21 protein-coding genes are annotated in these 23,491 nt (G+C 63.8%); 11 read left to right on the plus strand and 10 right to left on the minus strand.

Going from position 1 to position 23,491, the window contains the following annotated elements; all coding sequences use genetic code 11:
- Positions 1–612: a TetR/AcrR family transcriptional regulator gene (locus HW090_RS04885; protein WP_179112414.1), complete on the minus strand. Its 612-nt coding sequence runs from the start codon at positions 610–612 to the stop codon at positions 1–3.
- Positions 613–692: 80 nt separating this feature from the next.
- Here HW090_RS04885 and HW090_RS04890 point away from each other — a divergent pair, with 80 nt between their 5' ends.
- The 3 genes from HW090_RS04890 (at position 693) to HW090_RS04900 (ending at position 4,574) form a co-directional block, all read left to right on the plus strand.
- Entirely contained in the window at positions 693–1,559 is an 867-nt protein-coding gene (locus HW090_RS04890; RefSeq protein WP_179112415.1) for a serine aminopeptidase domain-containing protein, read from the plus strand.
- A 196-nt stretch (positions 1,560–1,755) separates the two neighbouring features.
- The gene (locus HW090_RS04895; protein ID WP_179112416.1) at positions 1,756–3,231 is read left to right on the plus strand and encodes a tyrosinase family protein; all 1,476 of its coding nucleotides are present in this window, start codon (positions 1,756–1,758) and stop codon (positions 3,229–3,231) included.
- 431 nt (positions 3,232–3,662) lie between these two features.
- Positions 3,663–4,574 (plus strand): bifunctional GNAT family N-acetyltransferase/nucleoside diphosphate kinase regulator, encoded by a 912-nt coding sequence (locus HW090_RS04900; RefSeq protein WP_179112417.1) that lies wholly within the window; start codon positions 3,663–3,665, stop codon positions 4,572–4,574.
- 103 nt (positions 4,575–4,677) lie between these two features.
- Here HW090_RS04900 and guaA read toward each other — a convergent pair whose 3' ends face one another.
- The 4 genes from guaA to HW090_RS04920 form a co-directional block, all read right to left on the minus strand.
- Positions 4,678–6,258 carry a glutamine-hydrolyzing GMP synthase gene (gene guaA / locus HW090_RS04905; protein ID WP_179112418.1) on the minus strand — a complete coding sequence of 527 codons (1,581 nt, stop codon included), beginning with the start codon at positions 6,256–6,258 and terminating at the stop codon, positions 4,678–4,680.
- Positions 6,259–6,373: 115 nt separating this feature from the next.
- Entirely contained in the window at positions 6,374–7,843 is a 1,470-nt protein-coding gene (gene guaB / locus HW090_RS04910) for an IMP dehydrogenase (RefSeq protein WP_179112419.1), read from the minus strand.
- A gap of 80 nt (positions 7,844–7,923) precedes the next feature.
- Positions 7,924–8,472 (minus strand): sugar ABC transporter ATPase, encoded by a 549-nt coding sequence (locus tag HW090_RS04915; protein ID WP_179112420.1) that lies wholly within the window; start codon positions 8,470–8,472, stop codon positions 7,924–7,926.
- A gap of 52 nt (positions 8,473–8,524) precedes the next feature.
- Positions 8,525–8,971 (minus strand): multidrug/biocide efflux PACE transporter, encoded by a 447-nt coding sequence (locus HW090_RS04920; protein WP_179112421.1) that lies wholly within the window; start codon positions 8,969–8,971, stop codon positions 8,525–8,527.
- An 86-nt stretch (positions 8,972–9,057) separates the two neighbouring features.
- Here HW090_RS04920 and HW090_RS04925 point away from each other — a divergent pair, with 86 nt between their 5' ends.
- Genes HW090_RS04925 through HW090_RS04935 form a run of 3 tightly spaced genes read left to right on the plus strand, consistent with a single transcriptional unit; the run spans position 9,058 to position 12,184 of the window.
- On the plus strand, positions 9,058–9,933 hold the full coding sequence (locus HW090_RS04925) for a LysR family transcriptional regulator (RefSeq protein ID WP_179112422.1): 876 nt from the start codon (positions 9,058–9,060) through the stop codon (positions 9,931–9,933).
- Positions 9,934–9,975: 42 nt separating this feature from the next.
- Positions 9,976–11,358 (plus strand): exodeoxyribonuclease VII large subunit, encoded by a 1,383-nt coding sequence (gene xseA / locus HW090_RS04930; protein ID WP_179112423.1) that lies wholly within the window; start codon positions 9,976–9,978, stop codon positions 11,356–11,358.
- A gap of 4 nt (positions 11,359–11,362) precedes the next feature.
- Positions 11,363–12,184, plus strand: a complete 822-nt coding sequence (locus HW090_RS04935) for a M23 family metallopeptidase (RefSeq protein WP_179112424.1) — start codon at positions 11,363–11,365, stop codon at positions 12,182–12,184.
- Between the two features lie 752 nt (positions 12,185–12,936).
- On the opposite strand, the gene HW090_RS04940 is transcribed toward HW090_RS04935, so the two are convergent.
- The gene (locus tag HW090_RS04940; RefSeq protein ID WP_179112425.1) at positions 12,937–13,941 is read right to left on the minus strand and encodes a DUF481 domain-containing protein; all 1,005 of its coding nucleotides are present in this window, start codon (positions 13,939–13,941) and stop codon (positions 12,937–12,939) included.
- A 114-nt stretch (positions 13,942–14,055) separates the two neighbouring features.
- On the opposite strand from HW090_RS04940, the gene HW090_RS04945 reads away from it, so the two are divergent.
- Together HW090_RS04945 and HW090_RS04950 are read left to right on the plus strand one after the other, a co-directional pair.
- Complete coding sequence (locus HW090_RS04945) at positions 14,056–14,418, plus strand: MGMT family protein (protein WP_179112426.1); 363 nt, start codon at positions 14,056–14,058, stop codon at positions 14,416–14,418.
- A 35-nt stretch (positions 14,419–14,453) separates the two neighbouring features.
- On the plus strand, positions 14,454–16,142 hold the full coding sequence (locus HW090_RS04950; protein ID WP_179112427.1) for an AmpG family muropeptide MFS transporter: 1,689 nt from the start codon (positions 14,454–14,456) through the stop codon (positions 16,140–16,142).
- A gap of 51 nt (positions 16,143–16,193) precedes the next feature.
- On the opposite strand, the gene HW090_RS04955 is transcribed toward HW090_RS04950, so the two are convergent.
- A complete protein-coding gene (locus tag HW090_RS04955) occupies positions 16,194–16,673 on the minus strand; it encodes a YajQ family cyclic di-GMP-binding protein (RefSeq protein WP_179112428.1) in 480 nt (159 codons plus the stop codon).
- A gap of 124 nt (positions 16,674–16,797) precedes the next feature.
- Here HW090_RS04955 and HW090_RS04960 point away from each other — a divergent pair, with 124 nt between their 5' ends.
- The 3 genes from HW090_RS04960 to HW090_RS04970 are packed head-to-tail and all read left to right on the plus strand — an operon-like array spanning position 16,798 to position 20,401.
- Positions 16,798–17,742: a putative 2-dehydropantoate 2-reductase gene (locus tag HW090_RS04960; RefSeq protein WP_179112429.1), complete on the plus strand. Its 945-nt coding sequence runs from the start codon at positions 16,798–16,800 to the stop codon at positions 17,740–17,742.
- A 44-nt stretch (positions 17,743–17,786) separates the two neighbouring features.
- The gene (locus HW090_RS04965; protein WP_179112430.1) at positions 17,787–19,805 is read left to right on the plus strand and encodes a HAMP domain-containing sensor histidine kinase; all 2,019 of its coding nucleotides are present in this window, start codon (positions 17,787–17,789) and stop codon (positions 19,803–19,805) included.
- Positions 19,806–19,819: 14 nt separating this feature from the next.
- Entirely contained in the window at positions 19,820–20,401 is a 582-nt protein-coding gene (locus tag HW090_RS04970) for a cob(I)yrinic acid a,c-diamide adenosyltransferase (RefSeq protein ID WP_179112431.1), read from the plus strand.
- A gap of 112 nt (positions 20,402–20,513) precedes the next feature.
- Here HW090_RS04970 and ahpC read toward each other — a convergent pair whose 3' ends face one another.
- The 3 genes from ahpC to argJ form a co-directional block, all read right to left on the minus strand.
- On the minus strand, positions 20,514–21,077 hold the full coding sequence (gene ahpC / locus HW090_RS04975; protein WP_179112432.1) for an alkyl hydroperoxide reductase subunit C: 564 nt from the start codon (positions 21,075–21,077) through the stop codon (positions 20,514–20,516).
- Positions 21,078–21,190: 113 nt separating this feature from the next.
- Complete coding sequence (locus tag HW090_RS04980) at positions 21,191–22,129, minus strand: Nudix family hydrolase (protein WP_179112433.1); 939 nt, start codon at positions 22,127–22,129, stop codon at positions 21,191–21,193.
- Positions 22,130–22,197: 68 nt separating this feature from the next.
- Positions 22,198–23,415 (minus strand): bifunctional glutamate N-acetyltransferase/amino-acid acetyltransferase ArgJ, encoded by a 1,218-nt coding sequence (gene argJ, locus HW090_RS04985; protein WP_179112434.1) that lies wholly within the window; start codon positions 23,413–23,415, stop codon positions 22,198–22,200.
- Positions 23,416–23,491: the final 76 nt, after the last annotated feature.

Raw genomic sequence — 23,491 nt, forward strand, 5'->3', positions numbered from 1 at the left:
TCATTCGGCGGCGCTAGCCGGTTTTGTACAGTCCACCAGCGCCTGGCGAATGATCGGCTCCAGGCGGGCAGCGGTCCGGTCGAATGGCTCGATGCGCCGGTACGCACGGGCCATCGCGATGGCGCCTTCCACGGAGGCCACGATCAACGTGGCCAGTCCGACCGCCTGCTCCCCCGTCAATCCTTCCCGGGCGAAGGCTTCGCAGAGAATCCGCTGCCACTCCTCGAAAGCACGCGCTGCGGCGGCCTGTGCCTCTTCCGCCACCTCGTCCAGAGGTTCCTCCACGGCCACCGCCAGCACCGGGCAGCCGATGTGCAGGTTCGAACGCAGCAGCGTCTCGCGCCACATGGCAATGAACCCTGCGACCCCTTCGAACAGCCCGGCCTGCAAATGACGCCGCAACTGCTGGGCCGTATAGGCACCCGCGAAGTCGACCGCCTCCACGATCACCTGGGTCTTGCCCGCCGGAAAGTGGTGATAGGTGGACCCCAGCGGTGCCTCCGCCCGCCGCGCCATCTCGCGGATGCTGGTGGCATTCAGGCCATGCCGCGCCAGCATGCCGGCGGCGGCCTCTACCACCCGCTGGCGTGAATCGGTTTGCCGCACACTCATTTCGACACCCTTGCTATGACAGTCGTAATAATCTAGCCTGCCCGAATTATAACAGTCGTCATAAGAATAGAGGCGAGCCAATGAATCCAAGTCCTTCGACACTCACCGCAGCGGACGGCTACCCCCTCGCCGTCACCCGCTACCCCGCCAGCGGCGAGCGGCGTGGCCGGCTGATCATCGCCGGGGCAACCGCGGTGCCACAGGGCTTCTACCGGCGCTTCGCCCTCTACGCAAGCGCCCAGGGCTTCGAAACGCTGACACTGGATTATCGCGGTATCGGCCTGTCACGCCCCGCCTCGCTGAAAGGCTTCCGCATGAACCTGCTGGACTGGGGGCGTCTCGACCTGGCGGCAGCGGTGGACGCCATGAAAGGCGATGACGTCCCGTTGTACATGGTCGGTCACTCATACGGCGGCCATGGCTTCGGCCTGCTGCCCAATCACCAGGCGGTGACGGGATTCTACGGCTTTGGTGTCGGCGCGGGCTGGCACGGACACATGCCGCTGGCCGAGCGCTTGAAAGTCCTGGCGATGTGGCGCCTGGTACTGCCGCCGCTGACCTACTGGAAGGGCTACTGCCCCTGGAAAATGCTTGGTCTGGGCGAAGACCTGCCCCTCGATGTCTACCGCCAGTGGCGCCATTGGTGCGGTTTTCCACGCTACTTCTTCGACGACCCGGCCATGGCCGGCATCGAAAGACAGTTCGCCGCAGTACACACGCCCATCCTCGCCGCCAACGCCCTGGATGACCTGTGGGCCATGCCCGGATCGCGCGACGCCTTCCTCGAAGGCTACAGCCAGGCCCCCATCACCCGCCTGGACCTCGACCCTTCCCGCCAAGGTGGCCAGATAGGCCATATGGGTTACTTCCGCGCCTCGGCCGAACCGCTCTGGCAGGATGCACTGGAATGGCTCTCGGGCCTGCCGCCACGGCCAGCACAGGCCTGAGCGGCACAAATACCACATGCTCGACCGCCCAGGCCGCGCACCGACCAAAGTCGCAAAACATTGGCTGGCCTGTTCGCCATCCGCCGTCTATCGTAGACACGCCATGCGCTGGAACGATGGCAAGCCATACGGAGCATGGCCCTAGCCGCTGGTCATTCGACACGGCAGGACACCACCCCAAGACAAGGAACAGTCAATGAAGAAAGCCCTATCCATCGGGATCGTCGCTTCGGCAATGGTCATGTCGGCCTATACCCAGGCACAGCAACCCGCCACCCCGGAAGCATCCGCAACCAGCAATGCGACGGGCCTGCTTTACGTCAGGAAGAGCGCCCACAGCCCGGACGCCAAGGGCGACCTGCAGGCACTGGAGCTGGCGTTGAAAAAAATGCGCGCACTGGGCTGCGCTGACCCACGCAGTTGGTACTACCAGGGTGCCACCCACGCCATCCCGGCAACCATTCCGAACGGCGACAACCCGCTCTGCCCCTCCTATACAGAGATCAGCAAGCTTAAGTGGGGCTGGAACACCTGCACCCACCAGGACGGCTCCGAAATCCACTTCCTGGTCTGGCACCGGATCTACATCCAGCACTTCGAGTCGATCGTTCGCACACTCTCCGGCAAGGCCGACTTCGCCCTGCCCTACTGGGACTACACCAACCCGGCCAACCGCACGCTGCCCGCCGCCCTGCGTGACAGCGCGTCCAGCCTGTATGCCGAGGCACGCCTGCCCAGCCTGAACGAAGGCCGGAACATCAGCGCGGAGATGGACAAGGCCCTGGACACCACCACCCTGTTCCAGAACCGGGTCTTCGCGGCCTTCAACAGCCAGATAGATGCTGCCCCCCACGGCGCCATGCACGTCTATATCGGTGGCCAAACCGATCACCTGACCATGTGGAACCCGATCTACCGCACGCAAACCAGTGGCCTGATGGCGCTGGTGCCGTCCGCCGGCTTCGACCCGGTGTTCTGGCTCCACCACGCGAACATCGACTACCTGTGGCAGAAGTGGGAAAACTCCTCGAATGGCGTTCGTCCGACCCTGGACGAACTGCAAGCGGTGCCCTGGCCGTACCAGTTCTACAACGGCGACGGCAAACGCCACGAATACACCATCCCGGAAGCCTACAAGGCAGCCTTCAATCCCAACTACGTCTATGACCAGTTGCGTGGCGGCATCGCAGCCCTCGACAGCCAGAAACACACACGCCTGCTGCAACTCAACCAGCAGCGCAACGACAGCAAGCGCGTGCTGTGGAGCGAGAAGCCCGGGCAACTCGTGAAAGGCGGCAAGCTCGAACTGGCGCTGCCCCAGGCCACCAAGGCGCGTGCCTCCGTCCTCTCGGCCCAGGCCGCCTCGGCGCCACTCGTCCTGCAACTCACCGTTTCCTTCACCAAGGAGCCGGAGGACACCTACGAGGTCTACACCGTCGATGCCGGCGGCACACAGAAACTGGCCGGCCTGTTGACCTTCTTCGGTGCGGGTCACCATGCCGGGTTCGATTCAGGCTCCGGCCACAGCCATGCCCATGAAGGACAGAAGACCTTCCTGCTCGATGTGTCCGACGAACTGGAGCCCAAAGGCGACTACCGCATCCTGATCAAGAAACAGCGTGAGCCGGTGGACGAAATCACCGTCAAGGAAGTGAGCCTGCTGAGCTATTGAAAGCCCAGCCAGCGCACGCCCCCGCCTGCCGGATCAAGCCTGCAGACGGGGTCACGATCTTGCTGGTGTGATGCAACACTCAAGCCCTCACAGGGCTTTTCAGGACATCCGATGCCAGGCTTCTGGCATCGGATTTTTTATGCATCGCAAACGGCAGCAGCCTTGGGCAGATCAGTCGCATGAAGCCGTTCTACCCTCTCCCCAGCCCTCTCCCGCAAGCGGGAGAGGGGGCAAGGCGTACGCGTCCCATGAGAAACCCCACAGCCTGTTCATATGAGTAAGCACGACGCCCCGCATGCGATTGCCCAGCACAACTAACGCGAGAGCGGGCACACCACGCGCGTACCAACCTATAATGGGCGTTTTTTTGAAAGAACCGTCATGGCCGTCGCCATGAAGGGCTTTCATTCTTGCAACCAAGTGTGGTGAAGATGAATAAGCCTTTCATTGCGCTGTGCCCCGAGATCACTCGGGCAAATGCGCTCAACCTGATGGACTGGCTGGAAGACGAGTGCGTCATCCGCTACCTGAGCGATTCGCGCCATGTCTCCCGATTTATCGAACAGGTCGTAGAGCGGGTCCAGTTGCCTATCCTGACCCACCTGTTCAACCAGGGTGGCCGATTCTTCATGGCCTACGACCGGCATAACGTGCCGGTCGGGTTTGTCCGCCTGATCAAGACGGGCGAGGACTGCGAGATTGTCCTGGTCATCGGGGACCGCGACAACTGGGGCCGCAAGCTCGGCGCCAGCGCCATTCGCGAAGGCATGAAACTCGCCTTCTTCGACATGCGTGCCGAGCGGCTCATCGCCAGGATCCACGCAGACAACACGCGCTCGGTCAGGGCCTTCCTGCGCTGCGGCTTTTTGCCCGAAAGCGAAACGCCTACGTTGAAATCATTCTCCATGACCTCGACGGCCTATCTCCAGCGCTTGCGCGAAAGCGCCGAGGGTGACGCCTCCGACATCTATGTCACCGAGATCGACAAGGCGCGACTCATGGGGCTGCTCACGCTTGAACAGGACAACTCCATATACGAGCTGGAGCACGAGATCGAGCGCGCCATCGTGGTCGATGCGCAGCAAGTCGCGCGAAACGTCATCACGATGAACTCCAGGGCCATACTGCGCCTGGACGACGAAAAAGTGGAAGTGGACCTGGTCTACCCACAGGACGCGGACGACAGCGCAGGCAAACTGTCGGTCTGCTCCGACATCGGCACGGCGATCCTGGGCTACAAGGAAGGCGACGCCATCGACTGGCGGGTCGCGGACCGAACCAGCCGCATCCGGATCGAGAAGGTGCTTTACCAACCGGAAGCCGCAGGCGACTTTCACCTGTAGGCCGCAGGTCAGGATTCACCATCGCAAATGCAAGAAGCCCGCAAAAATGCGGGCTTCTTGGGTGTCGCCTATCTGTCTCTAGCAGCAGCGGCCGGACGCGGGATCATTCCCACTCGATAGTCGCTGGCGGCTTGCTCGACACGTCGTAGGTGACGCGGGAGATGCCTTCGATTTCGTTGATGATGCGGTTGGAGACTTTCTCCAGCAGCTCATACGGCAGGTGCGCCCAGCGGGCGGTCATGAAGTCGATGGTTTCCACGGCGCGCAGGGCGACGACCCAAGCGTAGCGACGGCCATCGCCGACCACGCCGACCGATTTCACCGGCTGGAACACCACGAAGGCCTGGCTGGTCTTGTGGTACCAGTCGAAGTTGCGCAGTTCCTCGATGAAGATATGGTCGGCCTGGCGCAGCAGGTCGGCGTATTCCTTCTTCACTTCGCCAAGGATGCGCACACCCAGGCCCGGCCCCGGGAAGGGGTGGCGGTAGACCATGTCATAAGGCAGGCCCAGTTCCAGGCCGATCTTGCGCACTTCGTCCTTGAACAGCTCGCGCAGCGGCTCGACCAGTTTGAGCTTCATGTCCTCAGGCAGGCCACCGACGTTGTGGTGGGACTTGATGACATGGGCCTTGCCCGTCTTGGCGCCGGCCGATTCGATCACGTCGGGGTAGATGGTGCCCTGGGCGAGGAACTGGATGTTGTCCAGTTTCGACGACTCTTCGTCGAAGATCTCGATGAAGGTACGGCCAATGATCTTGCGCTTCTGCTCCGGATCGCTGACGCCTGCCAGCTGCGAAAGGAACTTCTCCTCGGCATCGGCACGGATCACCTTGACGCCCATGTTCTCGGCGAACATGGCCATCACCTGGTCACCTTCGTGCAGGCGCAGCAGGCCGTTGTCGACGAATACGCAGGTCAGCTGGTCGCCGATGGCGCGGTGCAGCAACGCCGCCACCACGGAAGAGTCGACACCGCCGGACAGGCCCAGCAGCACATTGGCATCGCCGACCTGCTCACGTACCTGGCGAATGGCGTCTTCGACGATGTTCGAGGCGGTCCACAGGGCTTCACAGCCGCAGATGTCGAGGATGAAACGCGAAAGAATGCGTCCGCCCTGCTTGGTGTGGGTGACTTCCGGGTGGAACTGCACACCGTAGTAGCCACGGGCATCATCGACCATCGCGGCGATCGGGCAGCTAGGCGTACTGGCCAGCACACTGAAGCCCGGCGCCAGTTCGGTGACCTTGTCACCATGGCTCATCCACACGTCGAGGCCGAGCACGCCATCGGCACTCACATGGTCCTCGATACCGTCGAGCAGCCGCGACTTGCCGACCACGTCGACCCGCGCATAGCCGAACTCGCGCACGTCGGAGCCCTGCACCTTGCCGCCCAGTTGCTCGGACATGGTCTGCATGCCATAGCAGATGCCCAGCAGCGGTACGCCCAGGTCGAACACCGCCTGCGGCGCGCGCGGGCTGCCTGCAAGGTGCACGGACTCCGGACCGCCGGCGAGGATGATGCCGCGCGGGGCGAAGGCACGGATGTCCTCGTCGCTCATGTCGAACGGGTGCAGCTCGCAGTACACGCCGATCTCGCGCACGCGGCGGGCGATCAACTGGGTGTACTGGGAGCCGAAGTCGAGGATCAGGATGCGGTGGGCGTGGATGTCTTGATGGGACATTGGCTTTCCTTCGGAAAGAGCTTGAAGCTGAAAGCCGGAAGCTGGAAGTGAAAGCGGAGGTCATCGACCTCCAGCTTCCAGCTTCCAGCTTCCAGCGCCTGTTGAGCCGAGCGGATCAGCCTACTCGGTAGTTGGGTGCTTCCTTGGTGATCTGCACGTCATGCACATGGGACTCGGCCATGCCGGCACCGGTGATGCGCACGAACTCCGGCTTGCTGCGCATGTCGTCGATGGTCGCGCTGCCGGTGTAGCCCATGGAGGAACGCAGGCCGCCCATCAACTGGTGGATGATCGCCGACAGCGAGCCCTTGTAGGGGACGCGGCCTTCGATGCCTTCCGGGACCAGCTTCTCGGCGCCGGCCGAGGAGTCCTGGAAGTAACGGTCGGAAGACCCCTGGGCCTGGGCCATGGCGCCCAGCGAGCCCATGCCACGGTAAGCCTTGTAGGAACGGCCCTGGAACAGCTCGATCTCGCCCGGCGCTTCTTCGGTGCCAGCGAACATCGAACCCATCATCACGGCGTTGGCGCCAGCGACGATGGCCTTGGACAGGTCACCGGAGAAGCGGATACCGCCGTCGGCGATCATCGGCACGCCACTTTCCTTGAGGGCCGCGGCGACGTTGGCGATAGCGGAAATCTGCGGCACGCCGACACCGGCGACGATGCGCGTGGTGCAGATCGAGCCAGGGCCGATACCGACCTTGACCGCGTCCGCTCCGGCCTTGACCAGGTCCAGCGCGGCTTCGGCGGTGGCGATGTTGCCGCCGATCACCTGCACCTGCGGGAAGTTCTCCTTGACCCAGCGCACGCGGTCGATCACGCCACGGGAATGCCCGTGGGCGGTATCCACCACCACCACGTCGACACCCGCGTTGACCAGTGCCTCGACACGCTCGCCGGTGTCGGCGCCGGTGCCGACCGCCGCGCCAACGCGCAGGCGCCCCTGCTCGTCCTTGGACGCCAGCGGGTAGATCTTGGCCTTCTCGATATCACGGAAGGTCACCAGGCCACGCAGGTTGAAGTTGCGGTCGACCACCAGCATCTTCTCGATGCGGTGCTCGTAGAGCTTGGTCTTGATGTCTTCCAGGCCGGTGCCTTCCTCGACGGTGACCAGCTTGTCCTTCGGCGTCATGATCGCCGCGACGGAATCGCCACGGTTGGGCGTGAAGCGCAGGTCGCGACCGGTGACGATACCCACCAGCTCACGCCCCGACACCACCGGGAAACCGGAAAAACCCAGCTCCGAGGCCTTGCGCAGCAGCTCGCTGATCTTGGTTTCCGGAGTGACGGTGACCGGATCGTGGACGATGGCCGTCTCGTGGCGCTTGACCTTGCGCACTTCGGCGGCCTGCTGCTCGATGGTCATGTTCTTGTGGATGATGCCGATGCCGCCTTCCTGGGCCATGGCAATCGCCAGGCGCGCTTCGGTGACGGTGTCCATCGCCGCCGAAACCAGCGGGATATTCAGCTCGATGCCACGGGTCAGACGGGTCTTCAGGCTGACATCCTTGGGCAATACCTCGGAATATCCGGGGATCAGGAGGACATCGTCGAAAGTCAGGGCTTCTTGGCTGATACGCAGCATGGCGGGAGCTCCCAGGCGGGAAAAAGGAAGCGCGGCATTATACCCATGAGAGGCACAAGCTCCAAGCGGGAGACATGTAATCAGGCCTCCACTACCACCACCCGCACGGCGAACCCCAGGCGATCGGCAAACTCTTCGAGGAAGGCCTGACGGAAACCGGCCCGCTCCCAGCCGTTGAAAATGAACCCCAGGTTGGAAAAACCGCACGGTTGCAGGAAGAGGAAACCGTTGATGTCGTCCTCGTGCCCACATTCGGGGCAGGTGAAATTATCGGTATGACCCGGCATCCACTCGTCCAGGCTTTCGAACAGCGCTTCCCCAATTTCCTGACGGCAGTGCGGGCAACCCGCCTCCTCCAGAAAGCCTCGCTCCGGCGTGAAGATGCAACGCTTGTAGATGACTTCCAGGCCATTGATCGGCTGCCCGACAGGCAGGTACCGGGGCTCCTCGACCACCTCGGCGGCACCGGGCGCCAGCGCATAGGCCATGCCGAGCGGGCCACGCCCGCAGGTCGTGGGCAGCGCCTCGACGACATTGCGTTTGGCCAGCCAGCGCAGGATCAGCCGTGCCCGCGCTTCATGGGCGGGAAAACTGGAAACCTGCGGGACGATGATCAGTTGGCCGGCCATGGGCGCTCTCCTGCGATACGAGGGGCGCAGGGTAGCGCCCCCGCTCGCCGGGTCAAGTCGCGACCGGCTCGCGACGCGACATGAACAAGCGGTCATAGGCCCAGTTGAACGCCATGGTGTAGGGCAGGAAGAACAGGATCAGACCAATATCGAGGAAGAACGCCTCGACCAGGCTGATCGACAGCCACCAGGCCGCCAGGGGCACCAGGATACCGATCAGGCCCAGTTCGAAGAGCAGCGCATGGCTGAGGCGCGCCCACCAGCCGCGCTCGAAACCCAGGCGACGCTGGGCACGGTCGAACAGCCAGTTGAACTGCATGTTCCACAGCATGGCGATGGAGGAGAACATCAGGGTCAACGCCCCCATGTGCGCCAACGGCTTGTCCAGCAGCCAGGCCAATGCCGGCGCGGAAATCAGGACCGCCAGTATTTCGAAAGACAGTGCATGGACGACACGCTCACCCAGGGTGCGCTCGTACAGATTGCTGGAATGGCTCATGGAAAAACTCGCTATCGAATGCAGTGGCCGCTATTCTCATCGCAAAATCCGAAACCATATAATTAGCAGCCATCGGTAAAACCGATATGTCATTTTCCAGCGAAGCACTCCAGGCCTTCACCCATGCAGCCAACAGCGGCTCCTTCAGTGCAGCCGGTCGGCGCCTGGAGAAAAGCCAGTCGACCATCAGCGAAGCCATCTCGCGCCTGGAAATCGACCTGGGCGTGGAACTGTTCGTGCGGGGCGCCCGCCAATTGCAGCTCACCGAGGCAGGGCGCAGCCTGCTGCCCCATGCCGAGGAAGTCCTCGCTGCCGGAGATCGGCTGTCGCGCCATGCCGCGCAATTGTCCGCAGGGCTGGAGACCCGCCTGACCCTGGTCCTGTCCGATGCCTACCAGCCGGCCCAATACGAGGCACGCCTGCGCGAACTGGACGAGCGCTACCCGGACCTGGAGTTCGAATGCGTGATCGGCGAGCACTCCGACGTGCTCGACCTGGTCAGCCAGGGGCGCGCCCAACTCGGACTACTCGCGACACAGGGCAGCTACCCGCCCGACATCGCACGTGCCAGCCTGGCCCTCAGTGCCGACTTCGGCCTGTTCGTCGCCCATGACCACTCACTGGCCAGGCAAGCACGCATCACTCAACAGGACCTGGAGTCCTGGCGTGTCCTTCGCCTGAGCAGCGTCGTGGCCAGCGAAACCCCCAGCGACGACCTGCCCGGCAGCGCAACGCGCTGCTGGTCCGCACCGGACTATCTGCTGCTGCTGGAAATGGCGGCCCAGGGCTTCGGCTGGGCCGCGCTGCCACGGCAACTGGTAGCGGGCTATGCCAAGGGGCAACTGGCGGAACTGGCCGTGGCCGGCTGGCCCAAGCATGTGCCGGTGGATGTGGTCTGGTCGCGCCGCAGCCCTCTCGGACCGGCGGCGAGCTGGTTGCTCGATCGCCTGCTGGCCGGATAACGGGCGGTTCCCGCCAAGGACGGGCCGGCTTATCATGCCGCCATGATCAAAGACCCGTTCCAGCGCCTGAACCTCGACCGCGAGGTGCTCAGCGTCAGCCAGCTCAACAACCGCGCCCGCCTGCTGCTCGAGGATGTCTTCACCGGCATCTGGGTCGAGGGTGAAATCTCCAACCTGGCCAAGCCCGCCTCCGGGCACGTTTATTTCACCCTGAAAGACAAGCAGGCCCAGGTGCGCTGCGCCCTGTTCCGCCAGAATGCCCTGCGCGTGCGCCAGGTGCTGCGCGACGGGCTGGCGGTGCGGGTACGCGCCAAGGTCTCGCTGTTCGAAGGGCGTGGCGATTACCAGTTGATCATCGACACCCTGGAACCCGCTGGCGATGGTGCCCTGCGCCTGGCCTTCGAAGCGCTGCGCGAGCGTCTGGCGGAGGAAGGTCTGTTCGATGCTGCGGACAAGGCAGCCCTGCCCAGCCACCCACAGCGCATCGGTATCGTCACCTCGCCCACTGGCGCGGTCATCCGCGACATCATCAGCGTCTTCCGACGCCGCGCCCCGCAGGTGGAACTGGTGCTGATACCCACCGCCGTGCAGGGCCGCGAAGCCACCGAGCAGATCATCCAGGCCCTGGCACTGGCCGACCGCGCCGGCTTCGACGCGCTGATCCTGGCCCGTGGCGGCGGCTCACTGGAGGACCTCTGGTGCTTCAATGAAGAGGCCGTGGCGCGTGCCATCCATGCCTGCGTCACGCCGATCGTCAGTGCCGTAGGCCATGAAACCGATGTGACCATCGCCGACTTCGTCGCCGATGTCCGCGCGCCAACGCCTTCCGCCGCCGCCGAGCTGCTGGCGCCGGACAGTCAGGAAATGCACCTGCGCGTCCAGGCCCTGCATCAGCGGCTGCAACGCGCCCTGCGCGAACGCCTGCGCCATGAGCGCCTGCGCTTCGACAGCCTGCGTCGGCACCTGCGCCACCCGGGCGAACGCCTGCGCCAGCAGGCACAGCGGGTGGACGACCTGGAGCTGCGCCTGCGCCACGCACTCGAACGCCAGGCATCGTTGCGCCAGCAACGACTGTCGCAACTGGCCACGCGCCTGGGTGCGCAGCATCCAGGACGCACACTGCAACTGCTGAGGCAACGCCTGGACAACCTGGCTGAACGGTTGCCGCGCAGCATGCAGGAAGCCCTCACGCGCCGCCGCCAGCAGTTGCACGGCCAGACGCAGACACTGCATGCGGTCAGCCCACTGGCCACCCTCGGACGCGGCTATTCGATCCTGCTCGACGAGCGCGGCCAGGCCATCCGCGAAGCTGGCGACACCCATACCGGGCAACGCCTGACGGCACGCCTGGGCAAAGGCGAGTTGCGCGTGCGTGTCGAAGACAATCACCTGACACCCGTCACCCTCCCACTCCTCGACGAATGAGCTCATGCGCCTACTTCTCCTGCTGCTCACCCTCGGCCTCGCGCTGCCAGCCCATGCCGAAGGATTCATCAGCCGACTGCTGAACAAACCCTTCCCCGGCGGCGTCGCCGTGCTCGACCTGGGCAACGCCAGCCAGGCACCCACGGCCCGTTACCAGGGCAAACCGGTACTGGTGATCCGCGAGGACGGCAAGCGCTGGATCGCCATCGTCGGCATCCCGCTGGGCACGAAGCAAGGTGCCCAGCAAGTGGAAGTCGAAGGCCGCAACCTGGGCTTCGAGGTCGGAGAGCGGCATTACCGCGAACAGCGCATCACCCTGAAGAATCAGCAGCAAGTCACCCCCAACGCCAAGAACCTGGCCCGCATCGAACGCGAACTGGCCGAGCAGACCAAGGCCTATCGACTGTTCAGCCCACGCCAGCCAAGCAACCTGCTGTTCGACAAACCGGTGAATGGCCCGCTCTCCAGCCCCTTCGGGCTACGCCGCTTCTTCAACGGCGAGGAACGCAACCCGCATTCGGGGCTGGACTTCGCTGTCCCCCAGGGCACACCCATCAAGGCGCCCGCCGCTGGCGAGGTGATTCTGGTTGGGGATTATTTCTTCAATGGCCGGACGGTATTCGTCGATCACGGCCAGGGACTGATCAGCATGTTCTGCCACCTGTCACAGATCGACGTGAAGGTCGGCGACAGCCTGCAACGAGGCGCCGTACTCGGCAAGGTTGGCGCCACGGGCCGCGCCACCGGCCCGCACCTGCACTGGAATGTCAGCCTGAACGATGCCAGGGTGGACCCGGCGATTTTTATTGGCGCGTTTAAGCGCTGAGTGTGGATAGCCGTATTGCTTTGGCTTTGGGCGTACATCCGTTGCAGAGGTGGTGGCTGGGCCACCGATTGCGCCCTTACGGCGCCTCACTTTTTCTTGCTTGCCCAAGAAAAAGTAAGCAAAAAGAAGGGCACCCCCAGCATACGGCCCCTGCGCTGCGCTCCGGGGCTCCCTCGCTCCATCGCCGTTCCAGGGGCACGCCGCGAAGGGCCATCCATGGCCCATCGCGCCTCTCGCGGCATCCCTGCCGCTCAACCCCTTACACGACGACTCCGCTCGGCCTCCTGATGGGGGTGGTGAAGCATGCGGTGACTGGAAGACCGAATTAAACAAACTTGATTTAAGTTTATCTTTAGGTCTTGTCTGCAAGGGATGTCACAGACGCAGCATCCTCCCCCCTTTCAGAAGGCTGAACGCAGGCATTGCGTAGGGGAGCGAGTGGCATGGATGCCACGAGAGGCGTAAAGGGCCAGGACGGCCCTTGTACGCCGGCCCCCGGAGCGATGCCGAAGTGAAGGAACCCCGGAGCGCAGCGCAGGGGCCGTATGACTGGGGGCGTGTTTCTTTGCTTCCTTTCTTTGCACGAGCAAAGCAACGTAGCGAAGCGGAGTAACAGCCGTAGGCTGGCCCGAAGGGCGAGCGCAGCGAGTCAAGGGAGGCGCCGTAAGGGCGCAACAGGTTGATCAATCGGTAAAGATGCAGCGGGTGTATGTCAAAATCTCAAACACCCCAGAGCCATCACCTTTCAGACCTTACCAACCAATCCCAAACCCAATGGTATACCGCGTCTCGTCCAGGTCGCTCTGAGCGCCACTGACGATGTCCTTCTCGGCCTTCATATTCAGCGAAGCCCAATCGGTAACCTTGTAACGCAGACCCAGGGTGGCATCCAGGGTGTAGTCGGCAACGCTGCTCAGCGGCTTGCCCGCCTCACCGGTGCTGAACAGCTCGATGCTCTTGCCCAGCAGGTAGCGGTTGTAGTTCCACTTCAGCGCCGCCGAATAGAAGTCGTCCTTGTCACCGTCGGCGAATTTGTAGTCACTGCGGTTGATCAGCGAAGCCAGGGAGAAGGCGCCCAGCTCGTTATCCCAGAACTGGTAACCAGGACCCGTACCGACCGTACGCTGGCGCCTGACGTCTTCGATCTTGTCGCGCTTGTAGCTCAGGCGCCCCTGCCAGAACCAGTGCTCATCGATAAACCGGTCCAGCGCGTACTCGGCGTCCCAGTTATCGGTGGTGGTCACGTCGTTCTTGTATTCGCGGTTGTAGTTGGCCTTGCCGTTATGGCGCCACAAGCCGTGCCGCGCGGTGGTGTCGAACGCCACGTCGTAGTCGTCGGTGTCGTTCTCGGCGCGTTTGTAATCCAGCGCGACGCCAATGTTGCCCTTCCAGGTGAAATCCTGAATCAGCGACCGTGGCGGCATGAGCTGGGAAATGCTCGCCAGTTCGACCGTCTTCGGCTCGCCGCCGTTGGCCAGTGTCACCCGGCCTTCCTCGGCGGGCTGCAGCGACTTGGCCATGTCACCGGTCACATCGCCCTGTTTGACCAGCAACTGACGCTCGCTCTCGAGGGTCGCCACGTCGCTCCATTTCAGGGCGATGGATCCACCGTAGTCGGTTTCGATCAGCAGCTTGCCGCCATCGAGCACGGTGATCTTGCCCGTAAGGCGATCACCATTCTTCATCCATACGGTATCGGCCAGGGATGGCAGGGAAAGCGCGCACAGCGCAACGCACAGCAAGGATCGGGAAAACATAGGCGTAGAACATCTACAGATAGAACAGGGACTGGCATTATCCGCATGCCAGGCAGCACGGCAATAGCTGTCTGCTGAATGGATTTCCAGGTACCGACGCCACGGGACTCGCACATGCCTCAACCACCCCACTCCGCTACCCCGCAACACGCCCCGGAAGATACGCGCCCCAGCGCCGTCTACCTGGTGCTGGCACAGGTGCCCCATGGCCATGTGGTGAGCTACGGGCAACTGGCGGCCATGGCCGGCCTCGGGCGGGCGGCACGCTGGGTCGGACGACTGCTGTCGCGCTTGCCGGCGGGCAGCCAACTGCCCTGGCACCGCGTCGTGGCCGCGGGAGGACGCATCAGCCTGCCCGAAGACAGCCCCTCCGGACAGGAGCAGCGCGCCCGTCTGCGCGCCGAAGGCATCAGTATCCGCAGCGGCAAGGTGGACATGCGTCGGTACGGCTGGCATTTGCCCGATCACAGCGGTTAGAGTGCGCGTTTTACGCACGCTTCCGAACCGACCCTATGCCCCGTGAAACCTGGCGCGATGCCATCGCCGCCTATGCCAGCCCCGCGACCCTGGCCCTGCTGCTGCTGGGCTTCGCCGCCGGCCTCCCTGCGATACTGGTGTTCTCCACGCTGTCGGTCTGGCTGCGTGAGGCGGGTGTTTCGCGCGAGACTATCGGCTTCGCCAGTTGGATCAGCCTGGCCTATGCCTTCAAATGGGTCTGGTCGCCAATGCTCGACCAGTGGCGCCTGCCCTGGATCGGCCGGCTGGGCAAGCGCCGCTCCTGGCTGGTGCTGTCGCAATCACTGATCGCCTTCGGCCTGATCGGCATGGCGCTGTGCAACCCGCAGCACAACCTGGGGCTACTGATCGCCATGGCGGTGGTGGTCGCCTTCGCCTCGGCCACCCAGGACATCGCCATCGACGCCTACCGCCTGGAAATCGCCGAACAGAAGCTGCAAGCCACCCTCGCCGCCAGCTACATGACCGGCTACCGCGTCGCCATGCTACTGGCCAGCGCTGGCGCCCTGTTCCTGGCCGAATGGCTCGGCTCCAGCAACCTCGAATACAGCCAGGCCGCCTGGAGCACCACCTACCTGCTGTTCGCCGCCCTGATCCTGCCGGGGCTGCTGACCAGCCTGGTGATTTCCGAACCGCCCGCGACCGCCCCACTGCCCAGCGGCCCTTCGCGCTACACGTTCAACCACCAGTTCGCTGCGGTCGGCCTGCTGCTGGTACTGCTGATTTCCGTGCCGGCAATGATCAACGCGCTGATTGCCCAGGCCTGGCCACGCGCCCTGCTCTACGCGCTGTTCATCGCCGGATCGCTTTCGCCGGTGGGACGCTCCCTGCTGGTTCCGGTGCGCAGCATGCTGTGCGAAGCGGCCCGCAAGCATCGTCCGGAGCGCTTCGATTTCGTGCACCAGGCGGTGTCGGTGCTGGTGCTGATCATCCTGATGGTGTCCGCCACCGGCATGTGCCAGTCCTACTGGGGCGGCTACTGGCCACGCGGCACCATGTACCTGCTGATCTGCTGGGGTTGCCTGAGTGCGCCGGGGCGAATCCTGATGGGGCCGGTGCTGACACCGATCACCGACTTCATCCTGCGCTATCGCTGGGAGGCGCTGCTGCTGCTGGGGCTGATCGCCACCTACCGGATGTCCGACACGGTGATGGGCGTAATGGCCAACGTGTTCTACATCGACCAGGGCTTCAGCAAGGACGAGATCGCCAGTGTCAGCAAGCTGTTCGGGCTGGTGATGACGCTGCTGGGTGCAGCCGTCGGCGGCTTGCTGATCGTGCGCTTCAGTATCCTGCCGATCCTGTTCATCGGCGGCCTGGCCTCGGCGGCGACCAACCTGCTGTTCATGCTGCTGGTGGACATGGGCGCCAACCTGCAGATGCTGATCGTGACCATCTCCTGCGACAACTTCAGCGCCGGCCTGGCCTCGACCGCCTTCGTGGCTTATCTGTCGAGCCTGACCAACCTGAAGTTCTCCGCCACCCAGTACGCCCTGCTCAGCTCGCTGATGCTTCTGCTGCCGAGGCTGCTGGGCGGGTACTCAGGGGTGATGGTCGAGAGCCTGGGCTACAGCGACTTCTTCCTGGTCACGGCCATTCTTGGCGTACCGACCCTGATCCTGATCATCTGGCAATGGCGCAGAAGCTGCCGGGCGGACGAAGGCGAGCAACCGGCCAATCACTGACAGGTCCGACAAGGGCGCCCGGCGCCCCCGTTCGGTCTGTCCTGGGCGCAATCAGTCGCGGAAGTTGTTGAACTGCAGCGGCATGCCGAAATCCTTGGCACGCAACGCGGCGATCGCCTCTTGCAGGTCGTCGCGCTTCTTGCCGGTCACACGCACCTGCTCGCCCTGGATCGCCGCCTGGACCTTGAGTTTCGAGTCCTTGATATGGGCGACGATCTTCTTCGCCAGCTCCTTGTCGATACCCTCGCGCAACACGACTTCCTGCTTGACCACTTTGCCGGAGGGATAGGCGTCCTTGAACTCCAGGCACTGGACGTCGATCTTGCGCTTGACCAGGCTCAGCTTGAGGATTTCCAGCATCTGCTCCAGCTGGAAGTCCGCGTCGGCCGTCAGGTTGACGGTCAGGTCCTTGGCTTCGAAACTGCCTTTGCCACGCAGGTCATAGCGACGGTCCAGTTCCTTGACGGCGTTGTCGACCGCATTGGTGACTTCGTGTTTGTCCAGTTCGGACACGACGTCGAACGAGGGCATGAAACTTCTCCTTATACAATGGCGCGCCCGAGCATACCGACAGGGCGCCTGGCTTGACGATATGAAAAGGGCGTCATTATAACTGTTCGGCTCGACCATTCCTCCCCACAGAAACAGGCGCCGCATGAGCCACGCACATGACGCACAGGCCTTACCCCCGCTGCATGTCCTCGGGGCCGGCAGCCTTGGCAGCCTCTGGGCCACCCGCCTGTACCGCAGCGGGCAGAATGTCAGGCTGATCCTGCGCACTCCGGAACGGCTGGCGGCCTACCAGGCGGCGGGCGGGTTGACCCTGATCGAAAACGGCCAGGCACAGCGTTACCCGATCCCCGCCGAACTGCCCGACGCGAATACGCCCATCCAGCGCCTGCTGGTCGCCTGCAAGGCCTACGATGCCGAACCCGCCATTGCCGGCGTGGCCGCACGCCTGGTGCCAGGCTGCGACACGCTCCTGCTGCAAAACGGCATGGGCAGCCAGCAACGCATCGCCGGGCACTGGCCCGGACTGCATGCGATCTTTATCTCCGCAACCGAGGGTGCTTACCGCCCGGCCGACTTCCAGGTCGTGTTCGCCGGCCACGGACACAACTGGCTGGGCTCGCCTGACCAGCGAAGCGCGCCGGCCTGGTTGCATGACAGCCTGCAAAGGGCCGGCATCCCCCATGACTGGAGCCCCGACATCCTGCTGCGCCTCTGGCAGAAACTGGCGATCAACTGCGCCATCAATCCCCTGACCGTCCTGCACGAATGCCGCAATGGAGAGCTGCTGCAGATACGGGGCGAAGTGCTGGAGCTGTGCGACGAGCTGGCCCTGCTGCTGACCCGCAATGGCTATCACGAATCGGCTCGCGAATTGCCGGAAACCGTGCTGCGCGTCATATCGTCCACGGCGGACAACTACTCGTCGATGTACCAGGACGTGCGCAACGGACGCAGGACCGAGATCGCCTACCTGCTCGGCTACGCCTGCGCACAGGCCGAGCGCCAGGGCCTGGAGCTACCTCGCCTGCAACGGCTGCTCCAGCGGTTGCGAGATCACCTGCGCGCACTTGGATTGCCCACGGACTGAGGCACGGCTACCCTGCACCCACATCCAGCCACCTGAACCTCGCCATGACCCTGCGCCAACGCATCGAAAGCCTGCCGGTAGGTCGCAAGTTGCTGCTTGCCCTGCTGGTGCTGCTCGCCGCCGTGATGCTGATCTCCAACCTGATGTTCATCAGTGCCGCCTACTGGATCTCGCGCCAGAGCGTCGCCCCCCAGGCCCTGCACACCCTCGGCTCGCTGCTGTCCAGCCCGGAACTGAGCCAGAAGTCCCTGTCCTCGGCGGAGCAGGCACAGCAGGTACTGGCTCACCTGGACCGCTATGCCCCGCTGCGCGCAGCCATCATCTACGACAGCCAGGGTGACGCCCTGGCACAGCTGCAACGTGGTGAGCGCCTGGGGCTGCCGGAGCATTTCGAACAACTGCCCGCGTGGCGCCAGGGCGAACTGCGCGCCACACGCCTGGTGGAGCTGCCACAGGCAGACGGTCCGCCAGGCCACCTGCTGCTGGTGGCCAGTAGCGAGCTGCCGGTCGCCTTCTACAGCGGGACCGTGACGGCCAGCGCCGGGATTCTGCTGGTCAGCCTGTTGCTCTGGGTATTGGTCGCCCACCAGGTGCGCCGGCTGATCACCCAGCCGATCCGCGACCTCGAAGCGTTGTCGCATCAGGTCACGCGCGAAGAGAACTACGCCCTGCGCGCCCACGTCTCCAGCCAGGACGAAATCGGCCGCCTGGCCGAGGCGTTCAACACCATGCTGTCGCGCATGCAGGCCCGTGAGCAGCAACTCAAGCGTGCCCGCAACGACGCCCAGGAGGCCTTCGATCGCGCCCAGGGCATGACCGAACAGACGCGCAACTCCAACATACGCCTGGAAGAGCAGATGCGCGTGCGCAGCCAGATCGAACACAAGCTCACGCGCTTCCAGCTCTACCTCAAGAACATCATCGACTCCATGCCCTCGGCGCTGATCACCCTGGACGAGAACCTGCGCGTCAACCAGTGGAACCAGGAAGCCAGCGCGCTTTCCGGCATCCCCCGCGACAAGGCGCTGAACCGCTCGATCTTCGAGGTCTTTCCGTCACTGGAGCCCTTCCTCCGGCAAATCCGCCGCTCCTCCCAGGAGCAACTGGTCAAGCGGATCGAGCGCGTCACCTGGATGCGGGACCAGGAACCGCACCACTACACCCTGACCCTGTACCCGCTGATGGGCGACGAGAACCAGGCCGTGGTGATCCGCATCGACGACATCACCCAGCGCATCGCCATGGAAGAAGTGATGGTGCAGTCGGAGAAGATGCTCTCGGTCGGCAGTCTCGCAGCCGGCATGGCCCATGAGATCAACAACCCGCTGGGGGCGATCCTGCATAACGCGCAGAATATCCGCCGCCGCCTCTCCGCCGACCTGGAGAAGAACCACGAGGCTGCCAGCCAGGCCGGCATGACGCTGGAAGCCGTCAACCGCTACCTGCACCTGCGGCAGATTCCCGAACTGCTCGACGGCATCCAGCAGGCTGGCTCGCGGGCGGCCAAGATTGTCAGCCATATGCTCAGTTTCAGCCGCATGAGCGACCGCAAGCTGGCCGAGTGCCCACTGTCGACGCTGATCGACCAGGCGCTGGAAATCGCCGGCAACGACTACGACCTGATCGAAGGCTTCGACTTCCGCTCCATCCACATCATTCGCGAGTTCGACGAACGGCTGGAGCGCGTGCCCTGCATCGGCAACGAGCTGGAACAGGTGCTGCTCAACCTGCTGAAGAACGCCGCCCAGGCCATTCACCAGCACTGCGAACCCGGCAGCGGCCAGATCACCCTGCGCACCGGCCTGAACCCGCCCTGGGCGGAAATACAGGTGGAAGACAACGGCGGCGGCATTCCCGAGAACATCCGCAAACGCATCTTCGAGCCCTTCTTCACCACCAAGGAAGTCGGCCAGGGCACCGGGCTCGGCCTGTCCGTGTCGTACTTCATCATCACCAACAACCACAAGGGCCAGATGGAAGTGCAGAGTCGGCCTGGCCAGGGCAGTACCTTCACCATCCGCCTACCACTGAACTCACCCGCCGATAACCACGGCGCCACTTGAATCAGGAGTCGCACATGGGCAATCGCCTGTCGAAAATCTACACCCGCACCGGCGACCGGGGCGAAACCGGCCTGGCCGACGGCCGCCGCGTGCCCAAGGACCACCCGCGCGTAGAGGCCATCGGTGAGCTGGACAGCCTCAACAGCCAACTCGGCCTGCTGCTGGCCGAACTGGCGGAGGGCCAGGAGCGTTGGCCAAGCCTGCAAGAGCTGTTCGAGGCACTGTCGCCCTGCCAGCACCGCCTATTCGACCTCGGTGGCGAAATGGCGATGCCGGACTACCACGCCCTGTCGACGGAGGAAGTCGAACGCCTGGAACGGCTGATCGATCAGTGGAACGCGGAGCTCGGCCCACTCAAGGATTTCATCCTGCCTGGTGGCTCGCGCCTGATCGCCCAGGCGCACCTGTGCCGCAGCCTGGCCCGCACGGCGGAACGGCGCTGCCAGAGCCTCAACGCACTGGAACCCTTGCGCCCGGTTGGGCTGGCCTATATCAACCGACTGTCCGACCTGCTGTTCGTCACGGCCCGCCTGATCGCCCGCCGCCAGGGTTTACCGGAAGTCCTCTGGCAGGCCGCCAGCAAGCCGCAGGCGTAAAACCGCCAGTTGCCGAAACCACTGCGCCCATAACGCAAAACGCCCGGACGTTCTCACGTCCGGGCGTTTCTGGTTTCACCGGGGACTAGCCCCCGACGCAAGACCGATCAACTTAGATCTTGCCAACCAGGTCCAGCGAAGGAGCCAGGGTGGCAGCGCCTTCTTTCCACTTGGCCGGGCAGACTTCGCCCGGGTGGGCAGCGGTGTACTGGGCAGCGGTCAGCTTGCGCAGGGTTTCCGATACGTCGCGAGCGATCTCGTTGGAATGGATTTCCACGGTCTTGATCACGCCTTCCGGGTTGATGATGAAGGTGCCGCGCAGTGCCAGGCCTTCTTCTTCGATGTGCACGCCGAAAGCACGGGTCAGTTGGTGGGTCGGGTCACCGATCAGCGGGAACTGAGCCTTGCCAACGGCAGGCGAGGTTTCGTGCCAGACCTTGTGCGAGAAATGGGTGTCGGTGGTGACGATGTAGACTTCCGCGCCGGCTTTCTGGAACGCGGCATAGTTTTCGGCGGCGTCTTCGATCTCGGTCGGGCAGTTGAAAGTGAAGGCAGCCGGCATGAAGATCAGAACCGACCACTTGCCTTTCAGGTTCTGCTCGGTGACTTCGATGAACTTGCCATTGTGGAAGGCGTTGACTTTGAACGGCTGGACTTCGGTGTTGATAAGGGACATCGCTGAAACTCCATTCAGTGGTTGAGAAATCGACGGGGGCTACCTTAACCCAATGAATCGCATACGGTTAATTGATTAAGGGAATAAGGGTGATTGCCTTAGCCTATGAGAAATCAATCGGGCCAGAAACCGCGAATCGCCGCGACGCCCTGCGCCCCAGCCTGCAAGGCCTGCACGAGGTCGCCAGCACCCAGGCCGCCCAGCAGGTAGGCGGGATGGTTGAATCCCTCCAGCAGCGCGCGGCTCTGCGCCCATCCCAGCGCCGGAGCGCCAGGGTGGCTGTCGGTAGGTTGTACCGGAGAGAGTGTGACGAAGTCCACCCCCATGGCGGTCGCCAGGGCCAACTCCTCGGCATCGTGACAGGACGCGGCCAACCAGCGCTGCGCCGGGAACGGGCGGCCATTGGCCGCATACTCGCGCAACTGCCGGGCGGTCAGGTGCCACCCCGCCGAGGGGAAATCCCCCAGCCACTCCCGCGGCCCCTTGAGCATCAGTTGCGCGCGCCCGGCGCAGAGCCCAACAGCGTCCACCGCCATGTCGCGATACTGGGCATCGAACATCGCCGGCGCACGCAGTTGCACCAGGCGAATGCCTGAATCCAGGGCGGCTTGCAGGCCTTTCAGCAGCGCCTGTGGCTCCAGCCCCTCGGGCGTGATCAGGTAACGATCCGGCAAGCGCGCTGCCGCGATGATCGGCTGGTTGGCGGCCGGGAACTCGTAATCCGACAAGTCCCGTGCCTGCACCCAGGCCAGCGGCTGTCCTTCGGCGCCATGGGCTTCGCCTTCGAATGCACTGACCTCCCAGACGTCCAGCAGCACCTGCTTGTCCGGGTAGCTGTGCCGCACCTGGATCAATGGGCGCGCCTGGGTGACACGGATGCCCAACTCCTCTAGCAACTCGCGAGCGAGCGCCACCTCGACGGCCTCGCCCGCCTCCACCTTGCCTCCGGGAAACTCCCAGAGGCCACCCTGGTGTTTGTCCAGCGGGCGCTTGGCGATCAGGATTCGGCCATCATCGGAACGAATGACGGCGGCGGCGACGTGGATATGCATAAGACAACCTCAATCGGCATGCTGCAAGCGGCTGGTCGCCTGACTTGCAGCGTGCCGTTTGCGAAGGATCAAGTCCGGTATTCGGCGTTGATCTTGACGTACTCATGGGACAGGTCGGTGGTCCAGATCGTCTCGCTGGCCTCGCCGCGCCCCAGCTCGATGCGGATGGTGATTTCCTCCCGCGCCATGACTTCGGCACCCTGGGCCTCGGTATAGCTGGTGGCGCGAGCGCCCTGGCTGGCGATGCAGACTTCACCGAGGAAGACGTCGATCAGCCCCACGTCCAGTTGCGGTACGCCGGCATAACCGACCGCGGCGAGAATGCGCCCCCAGTTCGGGTCGGAGGCGAACAACGCGGTCTTGATCAGTGGCGAATGCGCCACAGCGTAGGCCACGTCCAGGCATTCCTGATGGTTGCCGCCGCCGTTGACCTGCACCGTGACGAACTTGGTCGCGCCCTCGCCGTCGCGCACGATGGCCTGGGCGATGTCCATGAACACCTCGAAAACGGCCTGACGCAGTTTGGCGAACAACTCGCCGGCAGCCTCGGTGATTTCCGGCAGCCCGGCACGGCCCGTGGCGATCAGCATGCAGCAGTCATTGGTCGAAGTGTCGCCGTCGATGGTGATGCGGTTGAACGACTTGTTCGCGGCATCCCGCACCAGGTCCTGCAACACATCACGGGCGACACTGGCATCGGTGGCGATATAGCCGAGCATGGTCGCCATGTTCGGACGGATCATGCCGGCACCCTTGCTGGTGCCGGTGACAGTGACGGTAACGCCATCGTGCTGGAACTGCCGGCTGGCACCCTTGGGCAGGGTGTCGGTGGTCATGATCCCTTCCGCCGCCAGCGCCCAGTTGTCTTCCTTGAGGTCAGCCAGCGCGGCAGGCAGGGCCGCTTCGATCTTCTCGACCGGCAGAGGCTCACCGATCACACCCGTGGAGAATGGCAGCACGGCACGCTCATCGACACCCGCCAACTCGGCCAGGCGTGCACTGGCTCGGCGCGCACGCGCCAGGCCATCGGCACCGGTACCGGCGTTGGCATTGCCGGTGTTGGTCAGCAGGTAGCGTACATCGCTGCTCAGGCGCTCCCGGGTAATCAGCACCGGCGCCGCACAGAAGGCATTGGTGGTGGTCACGCCGGCCACGCGGGAGCCTTCGGCACAGCGCATGACCACCACATCCTTGCGCCCTGGGCGCTTGATGCCGGCACTGGCGATGCCAAGCTCGAAACCGGGAACAGGGTGCAATACAGGAAGAGGGCCAAGACCGACAGCCATGGAAACGCTCCTTCAAATGATCGGTGGTCGTGATGAAAACGCTGGAGTAAAAACGCCGCGAGGTCATCGCGGCGTC

It is taken from the genome of Pseudomonas sp. ABC1 (genome assembly GCF_013395055.1).
Classification (GTDB): Bacteria; Pseudomonadota; Gammaproteobacteria; order Pseudomonadales; family Pseudomonadaceae; genus Stutzerimonas.

Coding starts and splice junctions, on each gene's coding strand:
- HW090_RS04940 (WP_179112425.1), bottom strand. CDS start 13,941: ATGTTTTCCCGATCCTTGCTGTGCGTTGCGCTGTGCGCGCTTTCCCTG.
- HW090_RS04965 (WP_179112430.1), top strand. CDS start 17,787: ATGACCCTGCGCCAACGCATCGAAAGCCTGCCGGTAGGTCGCAAGTTG.
- xseA (WP_179112423.1), top strand. CDS start 9,976: ATGATCAAAGACCCGTTCCAGCGCCTGAACCTCGACCGCGAGGTGCTC.
- HW090_RS04935 (WP_179112424.1), top strand. CDS start 11,363: ATGCGCCTACTTCTCCTGCTGCTCACCCTCGGCCTCGCGCTGCCAGCC.
- ahpC (WP_179112432.1), bottom strand. CDS start 21,077: ATGTCCCTTATCAACACCGAAGTCCAGCCGTTCAAAGTCAACGCCTTC.
- HW090_RS04890 (WP_179112415.1), top strand. CDS start 693: ATGAATCCAAGTCCTTCGACACTCACCGCAGCGGACGGCTACCCCCTC.
- guaA (WP_179112418.1), bottom strand. CDS start 6,258: ATGTCCCATCAAGACATCCACGCCCACCGCATCCTGATCCTCGACTTC.
- guaB (WP_179112419.1), bottom strand. CDS start 7,843: ATGCTGCGTATCAGCCAAGAAGCCCTGACTTTCGACGATGTCCTCCTG.
- HW090_RS04970 (WP_179112431.1), top strand. CDS start 19,820: ATGGGCAATCGCCTGTCGAAAATCTACACCCGCACCGGCGACCGGGGC.
- HW090_RS04925 (WP_179112422.1), top strand. CDS start 9,058: ATGTCATTTTCCAGCGAAGCACTCCAGGCCTTCACCCATGCAGCCAAC.
- HW090_RS04955 (WP_179112428.1), bottom strand. CDS start 16,673: ATGCCCTCGTTCGACGTCGTGTCCGAACTGGACAAACACGAAGTCACC.
- HW090_RS04920 (WP_179112421.1), bottom strand. CDS start 8,971: ATGAGCCATTCCAGCAATCTGTACGAGCGCACCCTGGGTGAGCGTGTC.
- HW090_RS04980 (WP_179112433.1), bottom strand. CDS start 22,129: ATGCATATCCACGTCGCCGCCGCCGTCATTCGTTCCGATGATGGCCGA.
- HW090_RS04950 (WP_179112427.1), top strand. CDS start 14,454: ATGCCCCGTGAAACCTGGCGCGATGCCATCGCCGCCTATGCCAGCCCC.
- HW090_RS04885 (WP_179112414.1), bottom strand. CDS start 612: ATGAGTGTGCGGCAAACCGATTCACGCCAGCGGGTGGTAGAGGCCGCC.
- HW090_RS04960 (WP_179112429.1), top strand. CDS start 16,798: ATGAGCCACGCACATGACGCACAGGCCTTACCCCCGCTGCATGTCCTC.
- HW090_RS04900 (WP_179112417.1), top strand. CDS start 3,663: ATGAATAAGCCTTTCATTGCGCTGTGCCCCGAGATCACTCGGGCAAAT.
- HW090_RS04915 (WP_179112420.1), bottom strand. CDS start 8,472: ATGGCCGGCCAACTGATCATCGTCCCGCAGGTTTCCAGTTTTCCCGCC.
- argJ (WP_179112434.1), bottom strand. CDS start 23,415: ATGGCTGTCGGTCTTGGCCCTCTTCCTGTATTGCACCCTGTTCCCGGT.
- HW090_RS04945 (WP_179112426.1), top strand. CDS start 14,056: ATGCCTCAACCACCCCACTCCGCTACCCCGCAACACGCCCCGGAAGAT.
- HW090_RS04895 (WP_179112416.1), top strand. CDS start 1,756: ATGAAGAAAGCCCTATCCATCGGGATCGTCGCTTCGGCAATGGTCATG.